19 protein-coding genes are annotated in these 22,008 nt (G+C 74.6%); 13 read left to right on the forward strand and 6 right to left on the reverse strand.

Annotated features, from left to right (window positions below; all coding sequences use genetic code 11):
* The first annotated feature begins 204 nt into the window (after nucleotides 1–204).
* Nucleotides 205–1,911 (forward strand): ABC transporter ATP-binding protein, encoded by a 1,707-nt coding sequence (locus tag Q0840_RS15835; RefSeq protein ID WP_298461079.1) that lies wholly within the window; start codon nucleotides 205–207, stop codon nucleotides 1,909–1,911.
* A 3-nt stretch (nucleotides 1,912–1,914) separates the two neighbouring features.
* On the opposite strand, the gene Q0840_RS15840 is transcribed toward Q0840_RS15835, so the two are convergent.
* Nucleotides 1,915–2,421 carry an SRPBCC family protein gene (locus Q0840_RS15840; RefSeq protein WP_298461082.1) on the reverse strand — a complete coding sequence of 169 codons (507 nt, stop codon included), beginning with the start codon at nucleotides 2,419–2,421 and terminating at the stop codon, nucleotides 1,915–1,917.
* A gap of 131 nt (nucleotides 2,422–2,552) precedes the next feature.
* Here Q0840_RS15840 and Q0840_RS15845 point away from each other — a divergent pair, with 131 nt between their 5' ends.
* Entirely contained in the window at nucleotides 2,553–3,524 is a 972-nt protein-coding gene (locus Q0840_RS15845) for an aldo/keto reductase (RefSeq protein ID WP_298461085.1), read from the forward strand.
* 25 nt (nucleotides 3,525–3,549) lie between these two features.
* Here Q0840_RS15845 and Q0840_RS15850 read toward each other — a convergent pair whose 3' ends face one another.
* A complete protein-coding gene (locus Q0840_RS15850; RefSeq protein ID WP_298461087.1) occupies nucleotides 3,550–4,227 on the reverse strand; it encodes a haloacid dehalogenase type II in 678 nt (225 codons plus the stop codon).
* 216 nt (nucleotides 4,228–4,443) lie between these two features.
* Here Q0840_RS15850 and Q0840_RS15855 point away from each other — a divergent pair, with 216 nt between their 5' ends.
* Nucleotides 4,444–5,700, forward strand: a complete 1,257-nt coding sequence (locus Q0840_RS15855) for a kynureninase (protein WP_298461090.1) — start codon at nucleotides 4,444–4,446, stop codon at nucleotides 5,698–5,700.
* A 2-nt stretch (nucleotides 5,701–5,702) separates the two neighbouring features.
* The gene (locus tag Q0840_RS15860) at nucleotides 5,703–6,929 is read left to right on the forward strand and encodes an alpha/beta hydrolase (protein WP_298461092.1); all 1,227 of its coding nucleotides are present in this window, start codon (nucleotides 5,703–5,705) and stop codon (nucleotides 6,927–6,929) included.
* Nucleotides 6,930–6,991: 62 nt separating this feature from the next.
* On the opposite strand, the gene Q0840_RS15865 is transcribed toward Q0840_RS15860, so the two are convergent.
* Nucleotides 6,992–7,966, reverse strand: coding sequence for an aldo/keto reductase (locus Q0840_RS15865; protein WP_298461094.1), 975 nt, complete (start codon nucleotides 7,964–7,966; stop codon nucleotides 6,992–6,994).
* Nucleotides 7,967–8,080: 114 nt separating this feature from the next.
* On the opposite strand from Q0840_RS15865, the gene Q0840_RS15870 reads away from it, so the two are divergent.
* Genes Q0840_RS15870 through Q0840_RS15880 form a run of 3 tightly spaced genes read left to right on the forward strand, consistent with a single transcriptional unit; the run spans nucleotide 8,081 to nucleotide 10,949 of the window.
* Complete coding sequence (locus tag Q0840_RS15870; RefSeq protein WP_298461096.1) at nucleotides 8,081–8,263, forward strand: hypothetical protein; 183 nt, start codon at nucleotides 8,081–8,083, stop codon at nucleotides 8,261–8,263.
* On the forward strand, nucleotides 8,260–9,309 hold the full coding sequence (locus tag Q0840_RS15875) for a zinc-binding dehydrogenase (protein ID WP_298461098.1): 1,050 nt from the start codon (nucleotides 8,260–8,262) through the stop codon (nucleotides 9,307–9,309). The genes Q0840_RS15870 and Q0840_RS15875 overlap by 4 nt, the downstream gene beginning before the upstream one ends.
* Nucleotides 9,306–10,949, forward strand: a complete 1,644-nt coding sequence (locus tag Q0840_RS15880; protein WP_298461101.1) for an FGGY-family carbohydrate kinase — start codon at nucleotides 9,306–9,308, stop codon at nucleotides 10,947–10,949. The genes Q0840_RS15875 and Q0840_RS15880 overlap by 4 nt, the downstream gene beginning before the upstream one ends.
* Here Q0840_RS15880 and Q0840_RS15885 read toward each other — a convergent pair.
* The gene (locus Q0840_RS15885) at nucleotides 10,939–12,273 is read right to left on the reverse strand and encodes an ABC transporter substrate-binding protein (protein ID WP_298461104.1); all 1,335 of its coding nucleotides are present in this window, start codon (nucleotides 12,271–12,273) and stop codon (nucleotides 10,939–10,941) included. The two genes, Q0840_RS15880 and Q0840_RS15885, sit on opposite strands and share 11 nt — an antisense overlap.
* Before the next feature lie 314 nt (nucleotides 12,274–12,587).
* On the opposite strand from Q0840_RS15885, the gene Q0840_RS15890 reads away from it, so the two are divergent.
* Together Q0840_RS15890 and Q0840_RS15895 are read left to right on the forward strand one after the other, a co-directional pair.
* Nucleotides 12,588–13,676 (forward strand): LacI family DNA-binding transcriptional regulator, encoded by a 1,089-nt coding sequence (locus Q0840_RS15890; RefSeq protein ID WP_298461110.1) that lies wholly within the window; start codon nucleotides 12,588–12,590, stop codon nucleotides 13,674–13,676.
* Between the two features lie 115 nt (nucleotides 13,677–13,791).
* On the forward strand, nucleotides 13,792–14,871 hold the full coding sequence (locus Q0840_RS15895) for a LacI family DNA-binding transcriptional regulator (RefSeq protein WP_298461111.1): 1,080 nt from the start codon (nucleotides 13,792–13,794) through the stop codon (nucleotides 14,869–14,871).
* Between the two features lie 63 nt (nucleotides 14,872–14,934).
* Here the strand turns inward: Q0840_RS15895 and Q0840_RS15900 are convergent, their stop codons facing one another.
* Nucleotides 14,935–16,437 (reverse strand): MFS transporter, encoded by a 1,503-nt coding sequence (locus tag Q0840_RS15900; RefSeq protein ID WP_298461113.1) that lies wholly within the window; start codon nucleotides 16,435–16,437, stop codon nucleotides 14,935–14,937.
* 139 nt (nucleotides 16,438–16,576) lie between these two features.
* On the opposite strand from Q0840_RS15900, the gene Q0840_RS15905 reads away from it, so the two are divergent.
* Nucleotides 16,577–17,239: a TetR/AcrR family transcriptional regulator gene (locus Q0840_RS15905; RefSeq protein WP_298461115.1), complete on the forward strand. Its 663-nt coding sequence runs from the start codon at nucleotides 16,577–16,579 to the stop codon at nucleotides 17,237–17,239.
* A gap of 117 nt (nucleotides 17,240–17,356) precedes the next feature.
* Here Q0840_RS15905 and Q0840_RS15910 read toward each other — a convergent pair whose 3' ends face one another.
* The gene (locus Q0840_RS15910) at nucleotides 17,357–19,240 is read right to left on the reverse strand and encodes a family 43 glycosylhydrolase (protein ID WP_298461119.1); all 1,884 of its coding nucleotides are present in this window, start codon (nucleotides 19,238–19,240) and stop codon (nucleotides 17,357–17,359) included.
* Nucleotides 19,241–19,457: 217 nt separating this feature from the next.
* Between Q0840_RS15910 and Q0840_RS15915 the strand changes: the two genes are divergently transcribed.
* The 3 genes from Q0840_RS15915 to Q0840_RS15925 all read left to right on the forward strand — a co-directional run bounded on the left by Q0840_RS15915 (nucleotide 19,458) and on the right by Q0840_RS15925 (nucleotide 21,852).
* Nucleotides 19,458–20,429 (forward strand): aldo/keto reductase, encoded by a 972-nt coding sequence (locus Q0840_RS15915; RefSeq protein WP_298461122.1) that lies wholly within the window; start codon nucleotides 19,458–19,460, stop codon nucleotides 20,427–20,429.
* Nucleotides 20,430–20,733: 304 nt separating this feature from the next.
* Nucleotides 20,734–21,306 carry a DoxX family protein gene (locus Q0840_RS15920; protein WP_298461124.1) on the forward strand — a complete coding sequence of 191 codons (573 nt, stop codon included), beginning with the start codon at nucleotides 20,734–20,736 and terminating at the stop codon, nucleotides 21,304–21,306.
* 216 nt (nucleotides 21,307–21,522) lie between these two features.
* Entirely contained in the window at nucleotides 21,523–21,852 is a 330-nt protein-coding gene (locus Q0840_RS15925) for a hypothetical protein (protein ID WP_298461127.1), read from the forward strand.
* Nucleotides 21,853–22,008: the final 156 nt, after the last annotated feature.

A 22,008-nucleotide genomic window follows, 5' to 3' on the forward strand; every position in this document is an offset into this window, starting at 1 on the left:
CCTCCTTGGTCGAGGAGCCGGCGCCGGCTCGCACGTCGGTGTGCGTCCGTCGGGCTCGTCGGGGCGGGAGCGCAGGTCGGTACCGGCGCCTGACGCACACTCTTCGCCGAATCCGGCGCGAGAGTCAACCAAACCGCGAAACTTCGGCGCGATAATTTACGGGAACGCAACATATCGGCGCCTGGTCGGGTGCAGGATGGGCCCATGGCCATCCTCGACCAGCCGACGCCCCCGCGAGCCGGCACCCGTCCCCCCGTGCTGCGGGTGCGGGGCCTGGACGTACGGTTCACCCCACCCGGCCGACCGGCCGTGATCGCCGCCACCGGGGTCGACCTCGACGTGCACCCGGGCGAGCTCGTCGCGCTGCTCGGCGAGTCGGGGTCCGGCAAGACCGTCACGGCCCGCGCCGTGATGGGGATCCAGGACGCCGCCGCCGTCGTCACGGCCGACGAGCTGAGCCTGTCCGGCACGTCGCTGCTCACCCTCGACGAGGGGGCGCGGCGCCAGGTGCGCGGTGAGCGCATGAGCATGGTGCTGCAGGACGCGCTGTCGTCGCTCAACCCGGTGCTGACCATCGGCGACCAGATCGGCGAGGTGTTCCGCGTGCACCGCGGACTGTCCCGCAAGGCGGCACGAGCCCGCGCCGTCGAGCTGCTGGACCTGGTCGGGATCGCCCGACCGGGGCAGCGCGTGGACGACTACCCGCACCAGTTCTCCGGCGGCATGCGTCAGCGCATCCTCATCGCGATGGCCATCGCGCTCGAGCCCGAGCTGCTGATCGCCGACGAGCCCACCACCGCCCTGGACGTCACGGTGCAGGCCCAGATCCTGCGGCTGCTGGACGACCTGCGCCGCCGCCTGGACATGGCGGTGCTCCTGATCACCCACGACATCGGCGTGGTGACCGAGGTCGCCGACCGGCTCGCGGTGATGTACCGCGGCGTGGTCGTCGAGCAGGGCGACGCCGACGCGGTGTTCGCCGCGCCGCGGGCCGCCTACACCCGTCAGCTGCTGGGCTCGGCCCCCGTGCCGGCACCGGCGCGCGTGCTGCCGCCCGCCACGCCGGCCGCGGCCGGGGACGGGCCGGCCGACGACGTCGTCCTGCGGGCCACCGGCATCACCCGGGTGTTCCACACCGGGTCGCGGCTGTCGCGGACGAGCGTGCGTGCCGTCGGTGGCGTGGACCTGACCCTGCGGCGCGGGGAGACGCTCGCCGTGGTGGGGGAGTCCGGCAGCGGCAAGTCCACCCTGGCCCGGATCCTCGTCGGGCTGGAGAGCGCCGACGAGGGGACCGTCACGTTCCGGGGCACCGACGTGACGCGCCGGACGCACGGGCGCCGGCGCACCGCCCGGGCAGGGATCCCGATGGTGTTCCAGGACCCGTACACGTCGCTCGACCCGCGGATGCGGGTGCGCGACGTCGTCGCCGAGCCGATGGCGGTGCGCCGTACCGGGACGAGGGCCGAGCGCTACGAGCGGGTCGCCGAGGTGCTCGGGCTGGTCGGTCTGGGCGCCGACGCGATGGACCGCTTCGCCCACCAGTTCTCCGGCGGGCAGCGCCAGCGCATCGGGATCGCCCGGGCGCTGGTGCGCGACCCGGACGTGCTGGTGTGCGACGAGCCGGTGTCCGCGCTGGACGTGACCATCCAGGCCCAGGTGGTGGACCTGCTGGTGGAGATCCAGGAGCGCCTGGGGGTCGGCATCGTGTTCATCTCCCACGACCTGTCGGTCGTGCAGAACCTGGCCCACCGGGTGCTCGTCATGCACCACGGCCTCGAGGTGGAGACGGGGGACGTCGGGCAGATCTTCGCCCGGCCCCGCGAGCAGTACACCCGCGAGCTGCTCGCCTCGATCCCGCCGCTCACCCGCGCCGAGCGCGGCAAGCTCACCGGGGCCCGCCCGGCGGCCTGACCCTCAGCCCGGGCCGGCCGGCGCCGCGTAGTGGACGGCCAGGGCGGGGAAGTACTCGTCCCAGGACCCGGTCGGCAGCCGGCCGGCGACGACCGCGTCGAGCCGGTCCAGGTAGTAGTGCCACCCGACCCCGATGCTCGCGGCGTCGTCGCCCGCGCGCAGGCGGTGGGTGAAGCGCAGCCGGGTCCCGCCGTCGGGCAGCGACGACAGCACGAGGTCCAGCGGCCACCCCTGCCCCGGGGCGCCCGTGGTCACGGCCAGGCGGTGCGGACGCTCGCAGGCGTCGATCGTCACGGGCTCCGCCGGTGCGCCCTCCTCGGCGGTCATCGTCACCTCGACGGTGCCCGACGTCGGGTCACCGCTCCACCGGCCGAACCACCGCTCCAGCCGGTCTGGGTCGGTCAGCGCCGACCACACGTCGGCGGGCGGGTTCGTCCACTCGCGGTCGAACACGACGGCGACGCCGTCCGGACCCTGCACGACGTCGCCGGTGCGGCCGCTCGGTGCCATGGCGCCCATGGTGCTCCGGCCCGACCCCGGCGACCAGCCCCGGGTCGCGCCGCGCGAGGACGGGGTCCAGGGTGGACCCCGCCCGGCTCGACCACCCCCGGCCCGACCCGACCACACCCAGGAGCCCGACCATGGAGTACCGCCCGCTGGGCCGCACCGGCCTGACCGTCTCGGAGATCGGCTACGGCGCCTGGGGGATCGGGCAGTCGGCCTGGATCGGCGCCACCGAGGACGAGTCGGTCGCCGCCCTGCACCGCGCCATCGAGCTCGGCGTGAACGTCATCGACACCGCGCGGGGCTACGGCGAGAGCGAGCGGATCGTCGGTCAGGTCGTGCGCGACCACCCCGGCGAGGTGCTCGTGGCGACCAAGGTGCCACCGAAGAACGGCGTCTGGCCCGCCCCGTCCGGTCTGCACCCCGACGAGACGTTCCCGGGCGACCACATCCGCGAACAGCTCGAGATCAGCCTGCGGACGTCCGGCCTGGAGGCGTTCGACCTCGTCCAGCTCCACGTGTGGAGCGACGAGTGGGTCGGCCAGGGCGACTGGTTGGAGACCGTCGCAGCGCTGCGTCAGGAGGGCAAGCTGCGCCACTTCGGGATCTCGATCAACGACTACCAGCCCGAGAACGCCCTCGCGCTGATCCGCACCGGTGAGGTCGACACGGTGCAGGTGATCCACAACGCGTTCCACCAGCAGCCGGAGCACGAGCTCTACCCCGCCTGCGTCGAGCACGGCGTCGGCGTCATCGTCCGCGTGGCCCTCGACGAGGGCGGCCTCACCGGCCGGATCACCGCCGACTCCACCTTCCCCGACGGCGACTTCCGCAACCGCTACTTCGGCGGCGACCGGGCCGCGCAGGTCGAGCGGCACGTGCAGGCCCTCACCGACGGCCTGGGCATCGGCACCGACGAGGTCGCCGACGTCGCGCTGCGCTACGTCCTCGACCAGCCCGCGGTGTCGACCGTCATCGCCGGGATGCGCACGGTCCGCAACGTCGAGCGCAACTGCGCCACCAGCGACGGACGCCACCTGACCGACGAGCAGCGCGAGACCATCCGCGCCCACCGCTGGGAGCGCAACTTCTACACCGCCGCACCGTGACGCCGGTCCGCCCGGTCGGACGTGGTCACGACCGGGCGGCGACGGCGTCGGCGACCTCGGGCAGCGACCGGCCGGAGACCGTCGGGGCGGCGAAGACCTGCGGGTACTCGCTGCCGGACCGGTTCACCCAGGCGCCGGCGGCCCCGGCACGGACGGCACCGGCGACGTCCCACGGGTGCACGGCGACCAGGACGAGGTCGGCCACGTCGACCCCGCACACCTCGGCCGCGTACGCGTAGGCGTCCGCGGCGGGCTTCCACACCCCCGCGTCCTGGACGCTGAGCGTCCGCTCGACGAGGTCCCGGACGCCGGCGTCGGCCAGCAGCCGGTCGGCCACGCTCGCGGCGCCGTTGGAGAGGGTGACGACCCGCAGCCCGGCGGAGCGCAGCGTACGCAGGCCGGCCGGGACGTCGTCGTGCACGGTGAGGGCGTGCAGCCCGGCCAGCACGTGCTCGACGGCGTCGGGCAGGGGCCGGTCCAGGTCGTGCGGGGCGAGGGCCAGCCGCAGGTCGGCCTCGGCGACCGCGGCGAACGGCTGCTGCGTGCCGCTGGCCGCCAGGGCGAAGCCGTCACGCAGCACCGTGGCGAACCACAGCGACGCCAGGTGCGCCGGCGCGCCGACCTCGGCGAAGCGCTCCCCCAGGGGGGACATGTCGGACAGCGTCTCGTTCACGTCGAGCACCACGACGGGGTGTCGGTCCACGGTGGGTCCTCCTGCAGGGTCGGCGCGCGGTGCGCCGGTGCGCCGGTGCGCCGGTGCCCGGTGCGCCGGTGCCCGGTGCGCCGGTGCCGGTGCGCCGGCGGCTGCGCCCAGCGTGCCAGCCCGGCGGCGCGCCCACCCGGCGGGCGTCTACGGTCTGCTGGTGGCCGGGCCGACCCGCCGGCCCGACAGGACGTCCGACCCACGCCGAGGAGCCCCGTGACCGCGACCGCCCAGGCCGACCAGCACTGGCGCCGGCGCGCCGAGGAGCTGGACGCCGCCGACCCGCTGGCCGCGGTGCGCGAGGAGTTCCTGCTCGACGCCGCTCCGGACGTGGTCTCCTACCTCGACGGCAACTCCCTGGGCCGGCCGTTGCGCGCCACGGCGGACCGGATGAGCGAGTTCGTCGGCTCGCAGTGGGCCGGACGTCTCATCCGCGGCTGGACCGACGGGTGGATGCAGTGGCCGGAGGTGGTCGGCGACGAGCTCGGCCGGGTCGCGCTCGGTGCCGCCGCCGGGCAGACCGTGGTCGCCGACTCCACGACCGTGCTCTTCTACAAGCTGTTGCGCGCCGCGGTGGACGCCGCACCCGCCGGTCGCGACGAGATCGTCTGCGACACCGACAACTTCCCGACCGACCGGTACGTCGTCGAGGGCGTCGCCGCCGAGCGCGGCCTGACCGTGCGCTGGGTCCGGACCGATCCGGCGCTCGGCATCACGCTCGACGCCGTGCGTGCCGCCGTCGGGCCGCGCACCGCGGTCGCGACGTTCAGCCACGTCGCCTACCGGTCGGGGTACCTGGCCGACGCGCCGGCGATCACCGCCGCGGTGCACGGGGCCGGCGGGCTCGTGCTGTGGGACCTGAGCCACTCGGTCGGCTCGGTGGAGCTGGACCTGGACGCGTGGGGTGTCGACCTCGCCGTCGGCTGCACCTACAAGTACCTGTGCGGTGGTCCGGGGTCGCCGGCGTTCGGGTACCTCGCGACCCGCCACCAGGGTCGCCTGCGCCAGCCCGTGCAGGGGTGGATGGGCCACGCCGAGCCGATGACCATGGGGCCCGGGTACGCGCCGGCGTCCGGTGCGCGGGCCCTGGTCAGCGGCACGCCGCCCATCCTGGCCATGGTCCCCCTGCGGTGCGGTCTGGAGGTCGTCGACCGCGCCGGCATGGCGGCGGTCCGGGCGAAGTCCCTCGCGCTGACCACGTTCACCCTCGAGCTCGCCGACGCCTGGCTGGCAGACCTGGGCGTGGACGTCGCCTCGCCGCGTGACCCGGGTCGACGCGGTGGCCACGTGACCCTCCGCCGCGCCGACCACCGCGAGGTCACCGACCTGCTGTGGGAGCGCGGCGTCATCCCGGACTACCGGGACCCCGGCGGCGTCCGGATCGGGCCCGCGCCGCTGAGCACGAGCTTCCGTGAGCTGTACGACGGCATGGTCGCGCTGCGCGACGTGCTCGCGTCCCGGCCGCTGCCGTGACGGTGGGGGACCCGACGGCCGGGGCCGCGCACGGTGCCTCGCCCGGTGTCTCTCCGGTCGGCGGCCGGCTGCGCGTCGTCCTCGCGCGCGGCGCCGTGCCCGACGTCGGCGCCGCGCGCGAGGTGGTCGAGCGCGCCCTGACGACGTCCGGCGTGCCCGGCGAGCTCGTGACCTCGGCCGGCCCGGCCGAGATCGCGAGCGCCGTGCGGTGGTCCGCCGGCGACCCCGCCGACGACGCAGCCGACGAGCCCGCCGGCGAGCCCACGACGGCGGAGGTGGTGCTGGTCCTGCCCGCGGACGCGCCGGACGTCGCCGACCTGCGGCTGCCCGAGGGTGCCGCGATCCTGCGCGTCGACCTCGGCGACCGCGCGCCCGACCGCTCGCCGGGCGTCCGGCGGCACGTGCGCGGCCGCGGGCCGCGCGGCTTCGCCGACGCCGTCACCGCCTGGTCGGTGCACCGCAGCCACCCGGCCACGGTGCACCGCTACGGCCCCCACCCCGACCAGCGCGCGGACCTGCGCGTGCCGCCGGGACCGCCCCCGCCCGACGGGTACCCGGTCGCGGTCCTCGTGCACGGCGGCTACTGGCGGTCGCGCTGGGAGAGCGACCTCATGGAGCCGATGGCGGCCGACCTGGTGGACCGGGGCTGGGCGACCTGGAACGTCGAGTACCGCCGCCCGGACGGCCATGGCTGGGACGCCACCACGGCCGACGTGGCCGCCGCCCTCGACGCGCTGGCCGGCGTCGCCCGCGCGCGCGCCGACGTCGACCTGGCCCGGGTCGTGACGATCGGCCACTCCGCCGGTGGCCAGTTGGTGGCCCGGCTCGCCGCGGACGTCGCCGCCGACCCCGCCGCGCCGGTCCGACCCGCGCTGACCGTGTCGCTCGCGGGCGTCCTGGACCTGGTCGCGGGTGACCGGCACGGGCTGGGCGACGGCGCCGTGGCGGCCGCGCTGGGCGGCCGTGCCGACGCCGTGCCGGCCGCCTACGCGGCGTCGTCGCCCGCGGCGAGGCTGCCGGTCGGACTCCCGGTGGCGGTGGTGTGCGGGCTCGCCGACGACCCGCACCTGCTCGCCATGGCGCGCGGGTTCGTCCGCGCCGCCACCGCGGCCGGGGACGACGTCCTCGCCGTGGAGGACGACGGCGACCACTTCGCGGTGATCGACCCCCGGTCCGCCATCTGGGGCCGGGTCGCGGAGCTGGTCACCGCGCGCGTCACCGGCCCGTGACGGCGGACGGGTCGTGCCGGCAGCCCGCTCGTGGGCGGCCGTCGGTCACCGGACCGGACCCCTCAGAAGCCGGCCACCGGGTGCGGGGCGTACGGCGCCTCCAGCCGCTCGACCTCCTCGGGCGTCAGCCCCAGGTCGAGGGCGGCGACGGCGTCGTCGAGGTGGCCCGGCTTGCTGGCGCCGATGATCGGCGCCGTCACCTCGGGGCGCGTGGCGAACCAGGCCAGCGCCACCTGGGCCCGCGGGACCCCGCGGTCGGCCGCGACCGCGGCCACCGCCGCGGCGATCTCGGCGTCGTTGCCCTCGGTGCCGTAGAGCGTCTTGCCGAACTCGTCGGTCCGGGACCGCGACGTGGTCGCGTCCAGGTCGCGGGTCAGCCGGCCGCGGGCGAGCGGGCTCCACGGGATGACCCCGACGCCCGCGTCGGCGCACAGCGGCAGCATCTCCCGCTCCTCCTCCCGGTTGAGCAGGTTGAGGTGGTTCTGCATGCTGACGAAGCGGGCCCAGCCGTGCTGCTCCTGCAGGTGCAGCGCCTTGCTGAACTGCCACGCCCACATCGACGAGGCGCCGAGGTACCGGGCCTTGCCGGCCCTGACGACGTCGTGCAGGGCCTCGAGCGTCTCCTCCACCGGCGTCACCGGGTCCCAGCGGTGGATCTGGTACAGGTCGACGTAGTCGGTGCCGAGCCGCGTCAGGCTCGCGTCGATCTCGTGCAGGATCGCCTTGCGGGACAGTCCCGCGCCGTTGGGGCCGGGGCGCATGCGACCGTGCACCTTGGTGGCCAGCACGACCTCCTCGCGACGGGCGAAGTCCCGCAGCGCCCGGCCGACGATCTCCTCGCTCGAGCCGTCGGAGTACACGTTCGCGGTGTCGAAGAAGGTGATCCCGAGCTCGACGGCGCGCTGCAGCAGCGGCCGGCTCTGGTCCTCGGGCAGCGTCCACGGGTGGTTGCCGCGGTCCGGCTCGCCGTAGGTCATGCACCCGAGCGCGATGCGGGAGACCTCCAGGCCGGTGCGGCCGAGCGTCGTGTACTGCATGCGTCCTCTTCCGTCGGCGGCCTGTGCCCGCCCAGGTTGCCACCCGGCCGCGTCCCGCGCGCGGTCGGCTCCGGGCGCGGTGACACTGGCCCTCCGTCCGACGAGGAGGCACCCGTGGAGCACACCGACGAGGCGACCCTCGTGCTGAGCGGCGCGCGCGCCCTGGGGTACCGGCCGCAGGACGACGGCGAGGCCTTCGCCGAGGACGTCGAGCAGTACGACGGGCCGGACGTGCTCGGACATGGCATGGTCGCCCGGGACCCGCACGCCGACGCGGAGAGTGGAGTGGTGTCATGAAGGTCGCCCGGCTGCACGGACTGGGGGACGTCCGTCTGCACGAGGAGCCCGCCCCGGTCGCCGTCGACGGCGAGAGCCTCGTACGCGTGACCGCCGTCGGGCTGTGCGGGTCCGACCTGCACTGGTTCGGCGAGGGGGGCATCGGTGACGCGCAGCTGTCCGAGCCGTTGGTGCTCGGCCACGAGATGGCCGGCGTGGTCGAGGGCGGCCCCTCGCACGGTCGCCGGGTCGCGATCGACCCGGCCTGGCCGTGCGGCCACTGCGAGGACTGCCTGCGTGGCCACCGGAACCTGTGCCGCGCGGTGCGCTTCGCCGGCCACGGCCGCAACGACGGCGGACTGCGCGAGCTCATGGCCTGGCCGGACCACCTGCTGCACCCCGTCCCGGACTCCATCAGCGACGCCGACACCGCGATGCTCGAGCCGCTCGGGGTGGCGCTGCACGCCCACGACCTGGCCCGCCCGCGGGCGGCCGAGACCGTCGCGGTGATCGGCTGCGGCCCGATCGGCCTGTGCCTGGTGCAGCTGGCCCGCGCCACCGGCGCCGCCACGGTCATCGCCGTCGAGCCGCTCGAGCACCGACGGGCGGCGGCTGCGGCGATGGGCGCCGACGTCGTCCTCGACCCGGGCGCGGGCTCGGGCTCCTCGCACGTCACGGCGCAGGTCACGGCGCAGGTCACCGCGGCGATCGCCGACGCGACCGGCGGGCGCGGCGTCGACGTGGCGTTCGAGGTGGCCGGCAACGACCACGCCGTCGCGCTCGCCGTCGAGGCGGCGGCCCCCGGCGGGCAGGTGATCCTGGCCGGCATCCCGGGCGAGGACACGACGTCGTTCCCGGCGTCGGTCGCGCGGCGCAAGGGCCTGACCCTGAAGCTGTCGCGCCGCATGCAGGAGATGTATCCCCGCACGATCCGGCTGGTGGACCGCGGGCTGGTGGACGTGCGGTCCGTGGTCACGCACACCTTCGCCCTGGACGACGTCGCCGAGGCGTTCGCCACGGCGGACGCCCGCACCGGGCTCAAGGTCGTTGTGAGCCCCAGCGCATGACCGACCGCACGACCGACCTGGTGACCGGGCCGCCGGGGGTGCGGGCGGACCTGGTCGTCGCGGTCGACTGCTCGACGACGGCGTCCAAGGCGGTCGTGGTCGACGCCGCCGGCCGGGTGGTCGCGCAGGCCGCCCGGCCCCTGCGGACCCGGCAGCCCCGCGCCTCGTGGCACGAGCAGGACGCGCAGGACTGGTGGACGGCCACGCGTGGAGCGGTCGCCGAGGCCGTGGCCGGGCTCGACGACGCGGGCCGCGTCGGCGCGCTGTGCCTGACCCACCAGCGCGAGTCGTTCGTCTGCCTCGACGCCGACGGGCGCCCGCTGCGGCCGGCGATCCTGTGGCTCGACGGGCGCGCGCACGAGGAGATCGCCGCGCTCGGCACCGACCGGGTGCACGAGCTGTCCGGCAAGCCGCCGGACACCACGCCGGCGATCTACAAGCTGGCCTGGCTCGCGCGGCACGAACCGGAGGTGCTCGCCGGTGCCGCGATGGTCGGGGACGTGCACGCGTACCTCACGCTGCGCCTGACCGGCCGCTGGGCGACCAGCGACGCGTCCGCGGACACGCTGGGGCTGTTCGACCTGGCCCGCGCGACATGGTCGACCGAGCTTCTCGCGCTGGCCGGGCTGCGTCGCGAGCAGATGCCCGAGCTCGTCCCGGTGGGGGAGCGGGTCGCCGACCTCACCGCAGACGTCGCCACCGAGCTCGGGCTGCCGGGTCCCGTGCCGCTGGTCGCGGGGATCGGCGACGGCCAGGCGGCCGGCATCGGCCTGGGTGCCACCACCCCCGGTGTGGCCTACCTCAACCTCGGCACGTCGATGGTCCTCGGCGTGCACTCGGTCGACCTGCGCCGGGACCCGGCGTTCCGCACGCTCGCCGGGATGCTCCCCGGCACGTACACGCTCGAGACCGTGCTCAACGCGGCCGCGTACGTCGCGAGCTGGTGCCGCGAGCAGTTCGGTGCCCGGGGGGTGGACGCCGCGGCCGGCGCCGAGCTGGAGGCGGCGGCCTCGTTGGTCCCCATCGGCGCCGAGGGACTGCTCACCGTCCCGTACTGGAACGCCGCTCAGACCCCGTACTGGGACCCCGCCGCACGGGGCGCGACGATCGGCTGGCACGGCCGGCACACCCCGGCCCACCTGTACCGCTCCATCCTCGAGGGCGTCGGCTTCGAGCTGCGCCTGCACCTGGAGCGCCTCGAGGCGGTCACCGGCGAGCCCGTCGCCGCCATCCGCGTCGTCGGCGGCGGTGGCCGCAGCCCGCTGTGGGTGCAGATCGTCGCCGACGTGACCGGGCGACCGGTGCGGGTCTGCGCCGACGCCGAGTGGAGCGCGGCCGGTGCGGCGGTGCTCGCCCGGGCGTACCTCGACGGTGGCCGCGCCCCGAGCGCCCCGGAGCCCCCGGGCCGTGAGGTGCTGCCCGACGCCGACGCCTGCGCCCGGTACGCGGCGCTGGCCGCCGTCCACCGGCGGATCTACCCCGCGCTGCGTGACCTCTTCCCGGACCTGCTCGCGGTGACCGGCTCGGACGGGACCGCGGCGAAGGACGGGACGGCGGCAGAGGACGGGACCGCCGCGGAGGACGGGACCGCCGCGGACCGCGGGGACGGTCCGACGGGGTCGACCCGGATCAGCCGATGATCGCCTCGACCTCGGACCGGAACTGGTCGGCCGCCTCGGCCGGCGTGAGCCGCTCGAAGAGGACCTCCTCGTTGAGCCGCTTGATGATGGCCGCGACCTCGCCCGCGCCGACCGGCATGGGCGGCGGGGCGTCGACGATCTCGTCCTGCAGGTCGCCGATGAACTCGGCGGCGATCCGCTCGTTCTCCGTCAGCTGGTCGGAGATCGCCGCGAGCACCGTCTCGTTCGCCGGCAGTCCCAGGTCGGACAGCACGACCTCGCCGACCTCGGTGCTGTTGACGAAGTAGTCGACGAACTCCGCGGCGGCCTCCGGGTACGGGGTGTCGGCCGAGACGGACAGGTACATGCCCGGCTTGAAGTACATCCCGGCGCGGTCGTGCTGCGCCTCCCCGGGGATCCGCAGGATCGCCATCTGGGTGCCGGCGGCGTCCGAGGTGAGACCCAGCTGGGAGGACCAGGTCAGCTCCATGGCGGCGCGGTTGGTCGCCAGGAACGTCTGCCCGGTCGGCAGCCCCAGTGCCTCGGACGCGGGTGGCTGCGCACCGGACCGCTGCAGGTCGAGGGAGCGCTGGAACCACTCCTCGAGCAGCTCGTCGTCGTACCCCAGCGAGCCGTCCTCGTCGTAGAGGTTCTGCCCGTGCTGGCGCAGGTACACCATGAAGCCGGTCTCGTTGTACGTGTAGTCCGACGTGCCGTACACGCCGTCCTGCGTGTTGTCCGAGATCGTCTGCGCGATCCGCTCGTAGTCCTGCCAGGTCCAGCTCGAGTCGTCCGGCAGCTCGACGCCGGCGGCCTCGAAGATCGCGGGGTTCGCGATGACGGACAGCACGTTGGCGCCGGTCGGGATGCCGTAGAGGCCGTCGTCGAGCTGCCCGCTGGCCAGGAGCGTCGCGTCGAGGTCCTGCGTGGCGATGTCCATCTCGCTGAGGTCCGCCAGCACACCCCGGTCCGCGTACTCGCGGATGTAGCGGTCCTCCTGCATGAACACGTCCGGGGTGTCGCCGCCGGCGGTGACCGTGGCGAGCTTGTCCCAGTAGCCGCCCCAGTCGATGAAGTCGGGGACGACGTCGATGTCCGGGTGCTCGGCCTCGAACGCGTCGATGATCTGCTGGTGCCGCGCGTGGCGCTCGTCGGAGCCCCACCAGGAGAAGCGGATCTCCGCGGACCCGTCCCCGCCCCCTGTGCCGGCCGGGTCGTCGTCGGCACCGGGCTGCTCGCCCTGGCCGCACGCGGTGAGGGCGAGGGCGGCCGCTGTGAGGACACCGGCTCCCCGGAGCAGCGCGCGCCGGCTGCGGGAGGCGGGCGCGGTGCGTGAGCTGGTCATGGTGCTCCCTGGCTTCGGCTACGTGCGAGGCACGCCGCGGTGCGGCCTCGCGGGGACGTGCGGTGGCGCTGCGGCTGTTGACGGGCCGGTCGTCGCTGCCGCTGGGTGCGGGGCAGGGCAGACCTGGTCGTCCGCTGAGACTGAAACTGTTTCGAGTCATGTTTCAGCGTGACCGACGGTAAGCGGGTGACCGTCTCGCGTCAATGCCGAGTGCGGCTGCCAACCGGTGCCGACCGGTGCCGACCGCGCGCTTGACCGACGCGCCTCGCCGGTGAAACTGTTTCACGCGATGTCGGGCGGAAGGTGGGGCACAGGTGGCGCGCACCGAGGGCCGGACGACGCTGGACACCGTCGCACGCGCGGCGGACGTGTCCAAGGCGACCGTCTCCAAGGTGCTCAACGGGCGCGCACAGGTGGCGCCGGCCACGCGGGCGCGGGTGCTGGCCGTGATGAGGGAGCTCGACTACACCCCGTCCACCGGTGCGCGGCCGGGCCAGGTCCGCCGGTCGGTGACCGTGCTGTTCTCCGCCGTCGTCGACCTCTACTCAGCGCAGATCCTGTCCGGCGTGCTCGCCGCCGGCGCCGACCAGGGGGTCGACGTGGTGGTCACGCACGTGCCGGACGGGGGCACCGCGACCGAGCTCGCCCCCGAGTGGTTCGGCTCCCTCGTCCGCCAGGGTCACGTCGGCATCGTCGGGGTGACCACCGCGCTGACCGACGCGCAGGTCCGAGCCTGCGCGGACGCGGGTCTCCAGCTCGTGGTCATCGACCCCGTCGGCGTCGGCTCGCGCGAGACCCAGCAGGTCCTCAGCGTGAGCGCCACCAACTGGGCGGGCGGCCGGCAGGCGACCGAGCACCTGCTCGCGCTCGGCCACCGGCGGATCGGGTTCGCGGGGGGCCGGCCGGGCTCTCGGCCGGCGGGGGAGCGGCTGCACGGTCATCTGGCCGCCCTCGCCGACGCCGATGTCGCGCCGGACCGCTCCCTGCTGCTCGGCCGGGGCTTCGCCTACGAGGACGGCCGGGCGATGGGCGAGGCGCTGCTCGCGCTGCCGGAGCCGCCGACCGCCGTCGTCGCCGGCTGCGACACGTCCGCACTGGGCGTGATGGAGGCCGCGCACCGGCGGGGTCTGCGGCTGCCCGAGGACCTGAGCATCGTCGGGTTCGACGACACCCCGCTCGCGACGTGGTCCTCGCCGCACCTGACCACCGTCCGGCAGCCCATGCGGGAGATGGGCCGGCAGGCGTTGCGGATGCTGCTGGGCATCGCCGACGGCCAACGACCGGAGACCCACCACGTCGAGCTGGCGACGACGCTCGTGATCCGCGACTCGACGGCCGCCGTCCCAGCCGCGCCCGGCGACGCCGCGCGCCGAACCCCGCCACCGGGTGACGGGGGGATGTGAGGATTGGCGCCAGGAGCAGTGCGGGCTCAGCCCCGCGCCCTGCGCCCCGCTCGGCCGGGACGCCGGGACGGGGGGACGGGCGGGACACGACCAGACCGGGGAGCGAGGTTCGACGATGGCGACGATCACGGATGTGGCCCGTGAGGCCGGGGTGTCCGAGGCGACGGTCTCCCGGGTGCTCAACGGCAAGGGCACCGTGAGCCCGACCCTGGCCGCGCGCGTGGTCGCCGCGGCCTCCGCGCTGGGGTACCGCCCGAGCGCGACGGCGCAGGGCCTGGTCCGGGGGCGAACCGGGACCGTCGGCGTGCTCGTGCCCGACCTGTCCAACCCCTACTTCCACACCCTGCTCGAGGGCATCCAGCGCGCCGCGGAGCGCGACGGCGTCTGGATCGTGGTGGCCCACTCCCACGAGGACCCCGAGCTCGAGCTCGAGCGCGCGATCGAGCTCGGCCGCCGCTCGGACGGCCTGATCGTCTGCTCCCCGCGCATGTCCGAGGAGAGCATGCGGGACCTGGTGCGCTACCTGCCGAACGTGGTGTGCACGCACCGGTCGCCCCGCGGCTTCGACACGCCCGTGGTGCAGAGCGACGTCCGGCGAGGGTCGGCCGACCTGCTCGCGCTGCTCCGGGACCTCGGCCACCGCCGGGCGCTGTACCTGTCCGGTCCGTCCCGGTCGTGGTCCAACTCCGAGCGGCTGCGGTCCCTGGCGGACGTCGACGGTCTGGACGTCACCGTGGTGGAGTGCGGATCGACCATGGACGACGGCTACGCCGCGATCGAGCGCGACGTCGTCCACGGGCACACCGCCGTCGTCGCGTTCAACGACCTGGTCGCGTTCGGCGTGCTCAACCGCCTGCACGAGCTGGGCATCTCGGTCCCCGGGGACATCGCCGTGACCGGGTTCGACGACATCGCCTTCGCACGGTTCTCCTCGCCCAGCCTGACCACGGTGCGCACGCCGACCAGGGAGATGGGACACGAGGCCTGGCACCTGATGTCGCTGCTGCTCGAGGGCCGGCCGGTGGGACGCACGCGCCCGCTGCGCACCGAGCTCATCGTGCGGCAGTCCACGGTCGGCCGAGTGGGCGGCGCGGGTGCCGCGACGGCCGCGGCGGGTGATCCGCCGTCCCCGGTCGCGGCGGTCACCCGACCGGGACGCACCCCCGAGCCGGGACCGGTGGTCGCGTCCGCCTGAGCGGCCGGCTGCACCAGGGGGTCGGTGCGCCGCACCACGGGCTCGGTGCGCCGCCCCACGGGCTCAGTGCGCCGCGACACCCGTCTCGACGCGCTCGTCGACAGCCGCGGCCCGGGCCACCCGCACGGACTGCCGGTTGAGCACCGTCGCGCCGACCAGCGCGACCAGCGCGAAGCCGATCGCCGACGCCCAGAACGCGGTGTGGTAGCCCTGCAGGGTGGCGGCCGCCTGCACCTCGGGGGTCGCCTCGCGGCCCACCAGGTACGACGCCGTCGAGTTGGCGGCCAGCGTGCTGAGCAGCGCCGTGCCGATCGAGCCACCGACCTGCTGCATGGTGTTGACGGTGGCCGACGCGACGCCGGCGTCCTGCCGGGAGACGCCCGACGTCGCCGTCGCGAACGCCGACGAGAAGATCAGCCCCAGGCCGATCCCGAGGACGACCAGACCCGGCAGCACGACGGCGGCGTAGCTGCTGTCGACCTGGATCCGCGACAGCAGGACCATCCCCAGCGCCCCCGTGGCGCCGCCCGCGGTGATGAGGACCTGCGGGCCGACCCGGGGCAGCAGCCGCGCCCCGACGCCGGTCGCGGTGCCCATGATCGCCGCGCTCATCGGCAGGAAGGCGAAGCCGGTCTGCAACGAGGAGAAGCCGAGCGTGAGCTGCAGGTAGTAGGTGAGGAACAGGAACAGCCCGAACATCCCGACCGACACCAGCGCCATGGCGAGGAACGAGCCGCCCCGGTCGCGGTCCAGCACGACGCGCAGCGGCAGCAGCGGGTGCGCGACCCGGCGCTGGACGAGCACGAAGGCGGCGATCAGCAGCACCCCGGCGGTCAGGCACACGGCGGTGAGCGGGTGGTCCCACCCGTTGGTCTCGGCGTTGGAGAACCCGTAGACGACGGCCACCAGGCCGGTGGTCGCGGTGAGCACGCCGGGCAGGTCGAGGTGCGGCCGGGTCGCGGGGCGGGGGACGGCCTTGAGGTAGACCAGCGCGCCGACGATGCCGACGACGGCGATGGGCACGTTGACGTACAGGCACCAGCGCCAGGAGGCGTACTCGGTCAGCGCCCCGCCCAGCAGCAGCCCGATCGCGCCGCCCGACCCGGCGATGGCACCGAAGATCCCGAAGGCCTTGCCGCGCTCGCGCGGATCGGTGAACGTCGTGGTCAGCAGGGACAGCGCGGCGGGGGCCAGCAGCGCCCCGAAGACGCCCTGGAGGGCACGGGCGGCCACGAGCCACTCGAACGACTGGGCGGCGCCGCCCAGTGCCGAGGCGGCCGCGAAGCCGATCAGCCCGGTGATGAAGGCAGGCCGGCGGCCGAACAGGTCGGACAGCCGGCCGCCGAGGAGGAGCAGGCTGCCGAACGCGAGCGAGTACGCGGTCACGACCCACTGCCGCTGGTCGTTGTCGAACCCGAGATCCCCCTGGGCGGTGGGCAGCGCGATGTTCACGATGGTCGCGTCGAGCACGACCATCAGCTGGGCGATGCCGATCACGGCCAGGCCGAGCCAGCGGTGGTCGGGGCCGCGGCGGGTGCGCGTGGGCGTGGGCGTCGGGTCGGTCATGGGGCGCCCTTCGAGCGTCGAGGAGAGGTCGTACGGTGGGGCGTTCGACGCTGGACGCGTCGGAGACCCTAGCGCGTAAGCGGATGCGAGGCATCCGCTTATTCCCCGGTCGTCGACCTCGGCTCCTAGGATCGCGGACGTGGTGGCGACCGGCGAGGCGACGGACGACGGGTCGGCGCGCCCGCTGCGCGCCGACGCGGAGCGCAACCGCCGCCACATCCTCGACGTCGCCGCCGAGGTGTTCGCCGAGCGCGGCCTGGCTGCGACGCTGAACGACGTCGCTCACCGGGCCGGGATCGGCGTCGGCACGGTGTACCGCCGGTTCCCGGACAAGGACGCGCTGGTCGAGGCGCTGTGGGAGCGCAAGTTCGTCGTCCTGCTCGAGGTGGCCGAGCACGCGGCGGCGTCACCGACCGGCGCGGACGCCGTGCGCAGCTTCGTGTGCGCGGCTGCCGAGGCGCGGGCCCGGGACCGGGGACTGGTCGAGGTGCTCGCCCGGGCGCCGTCCGACCGGACCGCGCGCCAGCGTGCCCGGCTGCACGCCATGGTCGACGAGATGGTGGTGCGCGCCCAGCGCGAAGGGGCCATCCGGCCCGACGTCGTCGCTGCGGACGTCCCGCTGCTCGTGGTGATGGTCGCCGCCGTGGCCGACTGCGCCCGTGACGTCGCTCCCGACCTGTGGCGGCGCTACACCGAGCTGCTGCTGGACGGCCTGCGTCCCGGCCCTGGCACCACCGAGCTGAGCGGGCCGCCGCTGGAGCCGGGGGAGCTCGGCAGCGTCCTGCAGCGCCGCCCCGCCTGACCGCGCCTGCGATGCGCGCGCACGCGCCCACCGGGGCCGTGCGCCGGGCGGGGCGCCCGGTCCCGGTGGCTGCCGGTCCCGAGCGCCCCGCGCCCTTCGGCTCGATGACGCCGCCGATCAGGGGATGAGCACCCGGACCTCGCGTGTGGTCCCCGCGGTCGCGAGCGTCCACGTGCCGTCGTCGGTGGGGGCCAGCGTCCAGGCGCTGCACCTCCCGGCGGACGGGCTGCGGGTGTCCACGACGCGCAGCTTGTCGGCGGCGCCGCGGTGCAGGCACGCCGTGGAGGCCAGCACCTTGCCCGAGTCGGGACTGACCACCTGGACGGTGGCGGTGCCGGGGATCGACCGGAGCTGCCAGGTCTGGCAGCCGGCCGGGTCCCGCGGGTCGAAGCGGACCTGGTTGCCGTTGCCGCGACCGGCCTTGCAGCCGTTGACGCCGAGGGTCGTCGTCATGTCGGTCGGGCTTGCCAGCAGCACGTCGCCGACCGGCTCGAACCGGAACTGCTGGTCCGTGCCTCCGGTGGGTGTGCTGATGGCGACGTTCGCCCCCGGCGTCGCGGCGCCCTGGACGGTCCAGGCGCGGCCGCCCGGCAGCACGCTGGCGACCGTGGTCCAGCCGTCGGCGGTGGACGTCAGGCTCCAGCGCTGGCAGTCGTTGCTCTCCAGGAAGCCGAGCCAGCCCCACTGGGCGACGTTGCCGCCGTCGACGTTGCGGCACCCGGCGACCTCGGCGACGGCGTTGCTGAACCGGTTGGTGATCCGGGTGCCGCCGTCGTCGCGGGCGCTGAGCTGCCACTGCTGGCAGGTGTTGTCCAGGTCCGTCCACAGCGCGATGTTCGCGCCCTCGAACCCGCACCCGGCGTTCTCCACGACGGTGCTCTGCCCGCCGGTGCTCGCCCCGCGCGGCACGATCTGCACGAACGCCTCGCCGTGGCCGATCGACCGGCTGGGGTTCAGGGGCTCGCTCACCACCGGCCAGCCGTCCGCGGTCCAGCTCAGGGTGCGCACGTTGAGCCGCGGTGCGGCGCCGTCGGTGGCGTCGTAGTAGTGGTTGACGACCAGGCCCGTGTCCTCGCCGGTCAGCAGCACGTCCGCGCCACCGGCACCGACGAACTCGTTGTACCCGCGCATGACCTCGGTGCCGCCCTTGTCGTCCAGGAGCGGGACGCCGTCGGCGTCGAGGTAGGGGCCCGCGACGTCGGCGGAGCGCCCGACGACGGTGCGGTAGTCGCTCTCCACGCCGCGGCAGCAGAAGTCGAACGAGAGGAACAGGTAGTAGTACCCGTCCCGGTGCACGATCGTCGGGTTCTCCTGCGCGTTCGGCCCCGTCGAGCGCCGGGCGATCTGCACCGGCTCGGCGCCGGCGGCGACCTTGCCGGTGGCCGGGTCGAGACGGACGAGCTGGATGCCGGAGAAGAACGAGCCGAAGGCGAGCCAGGTGGCGCCGTCGGCGTCCACCACGAGGTTCGGGTCGATCGCGTTGTCGGGCTGGGCGCCCGGCTCCGACCGGACGACGAGGCCCTGGTCCTGCCAGTCCGGCTCGGCCAGTGACGGCGTCGTCATCAGGCCGATCACCGAGTTGTTCGTGCCGAACTGGGAGACCGAGTAGTACAGGCGCCACTCGGTGCCGGACCAGGTCAGGTCGGGCGCCCAGGCGTCGCGCGGCGCGTTCGCGGCCGTGACTCCGAGTGCCTCGAGCACCCACGGCTGGAGCTCGGTGAACACCGGGCCCAGCTCCTCCCAGTGCACCAGGTCGCGGGACCGCTTCAGCGGGATGTAGGTGTCGTCCGGGCCGGCGTCACCGGTGATCGCGACGTAGTACCAGTCGCCCTCCCGGGCAAGGGTCGGGTCGTGGGCGATCGGGTCCGTGGGCCGCGCCGCGGGGGTCGGCGGTGGGGGAGCAGCCGTGGCCGAGGGCGCGGCGACGCCGAGCAGGCCGACGACGAGTGCACTGACGAGCGCCGCCACCGAGGGGCGGCGCAGCGGGCGGGTTCGGGTCATGGGCAGGCCTTCCTCACCGGCGTCCACCCCGTCGGGGACGCGTCCGCCGGGCCGGGCGGCAGCGCCCCAGCCGGCTCAGCGAGTGTGCACCTGCGCTGTACAACGTTGCAAGAGCGGGAGCGGCCGGCCGGCGGCCGCGGCGTCGTGGGGCGTCCATCATCCGGTCGTCGCGCGCCGAGCGGTGGACACCCCCGGCGTCGGGGCGGAGCCTGACGGCATGGACTACACCCACCTCGGCCGCTCCGGCCTGACCGTGTCCCGCCTGTGCCTGGGGACGATGAACTTCGGCCCGCAGACGCCGGAGGACGAGTCGCACGCGATCATGGACGCCGCGCACGAGCACGGCATCAACTTCTTCGACACCGCGAACCGGTACGGCGGCGAGCTCGGCGCGGGGGCCACCGAATCGATCCTCGGGCGCTGGTTCGCGACCGGCGGCGGCCGCCGGGAGCGCACGGTGCTCGCGACCAAGCTGTACGGCGCGATGTCCGACTGGCCCAACGACGGCAAGCTGTCCGCCCTGAACATCCGTCGGGCCCTCGACGCGAGCCTGCAGCGCCTGCAGACCGACTACGTCGACCTGTACCAGTTCCACCACGTCGACCGGGAGACGCCCTGGGACGAGATCTGGCAGGCGATGGAGGTCGCCGTCGCCCAGGGCAAGGTCCTGTACGCCGGCAGCAGCAACTTCGCCGGGTGGCACATCGCCACGGCGCAGGAGCACGCGCGGCAGCGCAGCTACACCGGCCTGGTCAGCGAGCAGTCGATCTACAACCTGCTGACCCGTGACATCGAGCTCGAGGTGATCCCCGCCGCGCAGGCGAACGGCCTGGGCCTGATCCCGTGGTCGCCGCTGCAGGGCGGGCTGCTGGGCGGTGTCGTGCGCAAGGAGCGTGAGGGCAAGCGGCGTCTGGAGGGGCGGGCGAAGGAGTCGCTCGAGCAGCACCGCGACGCCATCGAGGCCTACGAGGACTTCGCCGCCGACCTCGGGCACGAGCCGGGCGACGTCGCGCTCGCCTGGCTGCTGCACCAGCCCGCGGTCACCGCGCCGATCATCGGTCCGCGCACCCGCGACCAGCTCGACGCCGGCGTCCGGGCACTGGGCGTGACCCTCGACGATGCCGCGCTGTCCCGGCTGGACGACCTCTTCCCCGGCCGCAAGACGGCCCCCGAGGACTACGCCTGGTAGCCCTCACCCGCATCCCCCTCACCGGCCCCCCGCCCGCCCCGCCCCCTGCGCCCGCCCCCCGCCCCGCCTCCCGGCCCCCCGCCCCCCGCCCCCCCGCTCGTCGAGTGCGACGTTCCCGACCGCTCAGGCGACGCCGAGGGGCCGCAACGTCGCACCGGGCGGGCGGGGAGGGGACGTTGGTCCCGGGGACCTTCGGCTCAGGGACGGCGCCTCAGCGGCCGGGAGAGTGGTGCCAGAGCCCGGAGGACGGGTTCGGCGGGATGGTCGACACGAGGGCATCCCGGCACACCTGGGAGGTCGGACCATGTCGAACACCATCAAGCCTGCACCCGCCACGGGTGCCGTCCAGACGGCGGCTGCTGCGGGAGCCACCGTGTACCAGGAGCAGATCGTCACGCGGGCCAGTGCGCGCAAGGTGCTGGCCGTGGCGCGCATGGTCATCGGGTTCACGTTCCTGTGGGCCTTCGTCGACAAGCTGTTCGGCCTCGGGTTCGCGACGCCGGCCGAGCGCGCCTGGGTGAACGGCGGCACGCCGGCGCAGGGGTTCATCAACGGGATCGAGGGCCCCTTCGCCGGGTTCTTCGGCATGTTCGCCAACCCGTTCGGGGACGTGCTCTTCATGGCGGGTCTGCTCGGGATCGGCGTGGCGCTCATGCTGGGCGCCGGCCTGAAGATCGCCGCCGTCACCGGCACGCTGCTCATGGGCTTCATGTACCTCGCCGAGATCCCGTTCGTCCTCGGTGGCAACAACCCGGTCGTGGACTCGCACTGGCACGAGGCGCTGCTGCTGATCATCGCCGCGGTCACGCTCTCCGGGGACACCTGGGGCGTCGGCAAGATCTGGGCGCGCATCGTCGGCAACAGCTGGCTGCGCTGATCCCGCGCCTGGCGGTCTCGCGCGGCACCGCGCGGCTTCCCGCCACGGCTCGCACCTCACCACGGCAGGTCCCGTCCAGACGGGGCCTGCCGTCGGCATGTGTTCTGGGCTGCCGCGCAGCTCGCGAAGCCGCACCGTGGCGGCGAGGAGCGGACACTGGGCGAGCACGGACATCGCCCGACCGGGTGAACTCTGTCGAGCTTCGGGAGGTCTGACGTGAACGAGTTCCAGGTGATGGTGGTGGGGTCGGCCGTGACGGCCGGTCAGGCGTCCGACGCGCAGCCGGGCATCAGCGCCCGCAGTGCGTCCGGCGATCGCGTGGTCGCGGGCATCGACCAGCTGGGGGATGTGTGGGACACGGTGATCGGCAAGCTCACCGGCCTGGCAGCCCAGTCACGGGCAGCAGCCGAGGGCTCCGATTTCGAGCTCTCCACGATCGAGTTCAACCTCGGGATCGAGGCGGGCCTCAACATCGGATTCGTGACACGAGGTGAGGCGTCGGTGTCCGTGACGTTCGCTCGCAAGCCGGAGCCGCCCGGCGCCTGACCCACTGGCGGTGAGCCTCGGTCGCGCGCCGCCGTGGCGCTCAGATCCCTGTGCTCGGCCGCCTCGGGAGCAGTCGTCCCCGGTCGCGTTCGGGTTCGATCTGGGTTCCGTGGGTGTCGTGGAATGTCCAGCGCGTTCCGTGGCGGTGGATCTGTA

The organism is uncultured Cellulomonas sp., assembly GCF_947494015.1.
Lineage (GTDB): Bacteria > Actinomycetota > Actinomycetes > Actinomycetales > Cellulomonadaceae > Pengzhenrongella.

What these genes read in the sequence shown, in the direction of transcription:
- Q0840_RS15835 (WP_298461079.1), top strand. Translation starts at nt 205, where the DNA reads ATGGCCATCCTCGACCAGCCGACGCCCCCGCGAGCCGGCACCCGTCCC.
- Q0840_RS15840 (WP_298461082.1), bottom strand. Translation starts at nt 2,421, where the DNA reads ATGGCACCGAGCGGCCGCACCGGCGACGTCGTGCAGGGTCCGGACGGC.
- Q0840_RS15845 (WP_298461085.1), top strand. Translation starts at nt 2,553, where the DNA reads ATGGAGTACCGCCCGCTGGGCCGCACCGGCCTGACCGTCTCGGAGATC.
- Q0840_RS15865 (WP_298461094.1), bottom strand. Translation starts at nt 7,966, where the DNA reads ATGCAGTACACGACGCTCGGCCGCACCGGCCTGGAGGTCTCCCGCATC.
- Q0840_RS15875 (WP_298461098.1), top strand. Translation starts at nt 8,260, where the DNA reads ATGAAGGTCGCCCGGCTGCACGGACTGGGGGACGTCCGTCTGCACGAG.
- Q0840_RS15880 (WP_298461101.1), top strand. Translation starts at nt 9,306, where the DNA reads ATGACCGACCGCACGACCGACCTGGTGACCGGGCCGCCGGGGGTGCGG.
- Q0840_RS15885 (WP_298461104.1), bottom strand. Translation starts at nt 12,273, where the DNA reads ATGACCAGCTCACGCACCGCGCCCGCCTCCCGCAGCCGGCGCGCGCTG.
- Q0840_RS15895 (WP_298461111.1), top strand. Translation starts at nt 13,792, where the DNA reads ATGGCGACGATCACGGATGTGGCCCGTGAGGCCGGGGTGTCCGAGGCG.
- Q0840_RS15900 (WP_298461113.1), bottom strand. Translation starts at nt 16,437, where the DNA reads ATGACCGACCCGACGCCCACGCCCACGCGCACCCGCCGCGGCCCCGAC.
- Q0840_RS15910 (WP_298461119.1), bottom strand. Translation starts at nt 19,240, where the DNA reads ATGACCCGAACCCGCCCGCTGCGCCGCCCCTCGGTGGCGGCGCTCGTC.
- Q0840_RS15915 (WP_298461122.1), top strand. Translation starts at nt 19,458, where the DNA reads ATGGACTACACCCACCTCGGCCGCTCCGGCCTGACCGTGTCCCGCCTG.
- Q0840_RS15920 (WP_298461124.1), top strand. Translation starts at nt 20,734, where the DNA reads ATGTCGAACACCATCAAGCCTGCACCCGCCACGGGTGCCGTCCAGACG.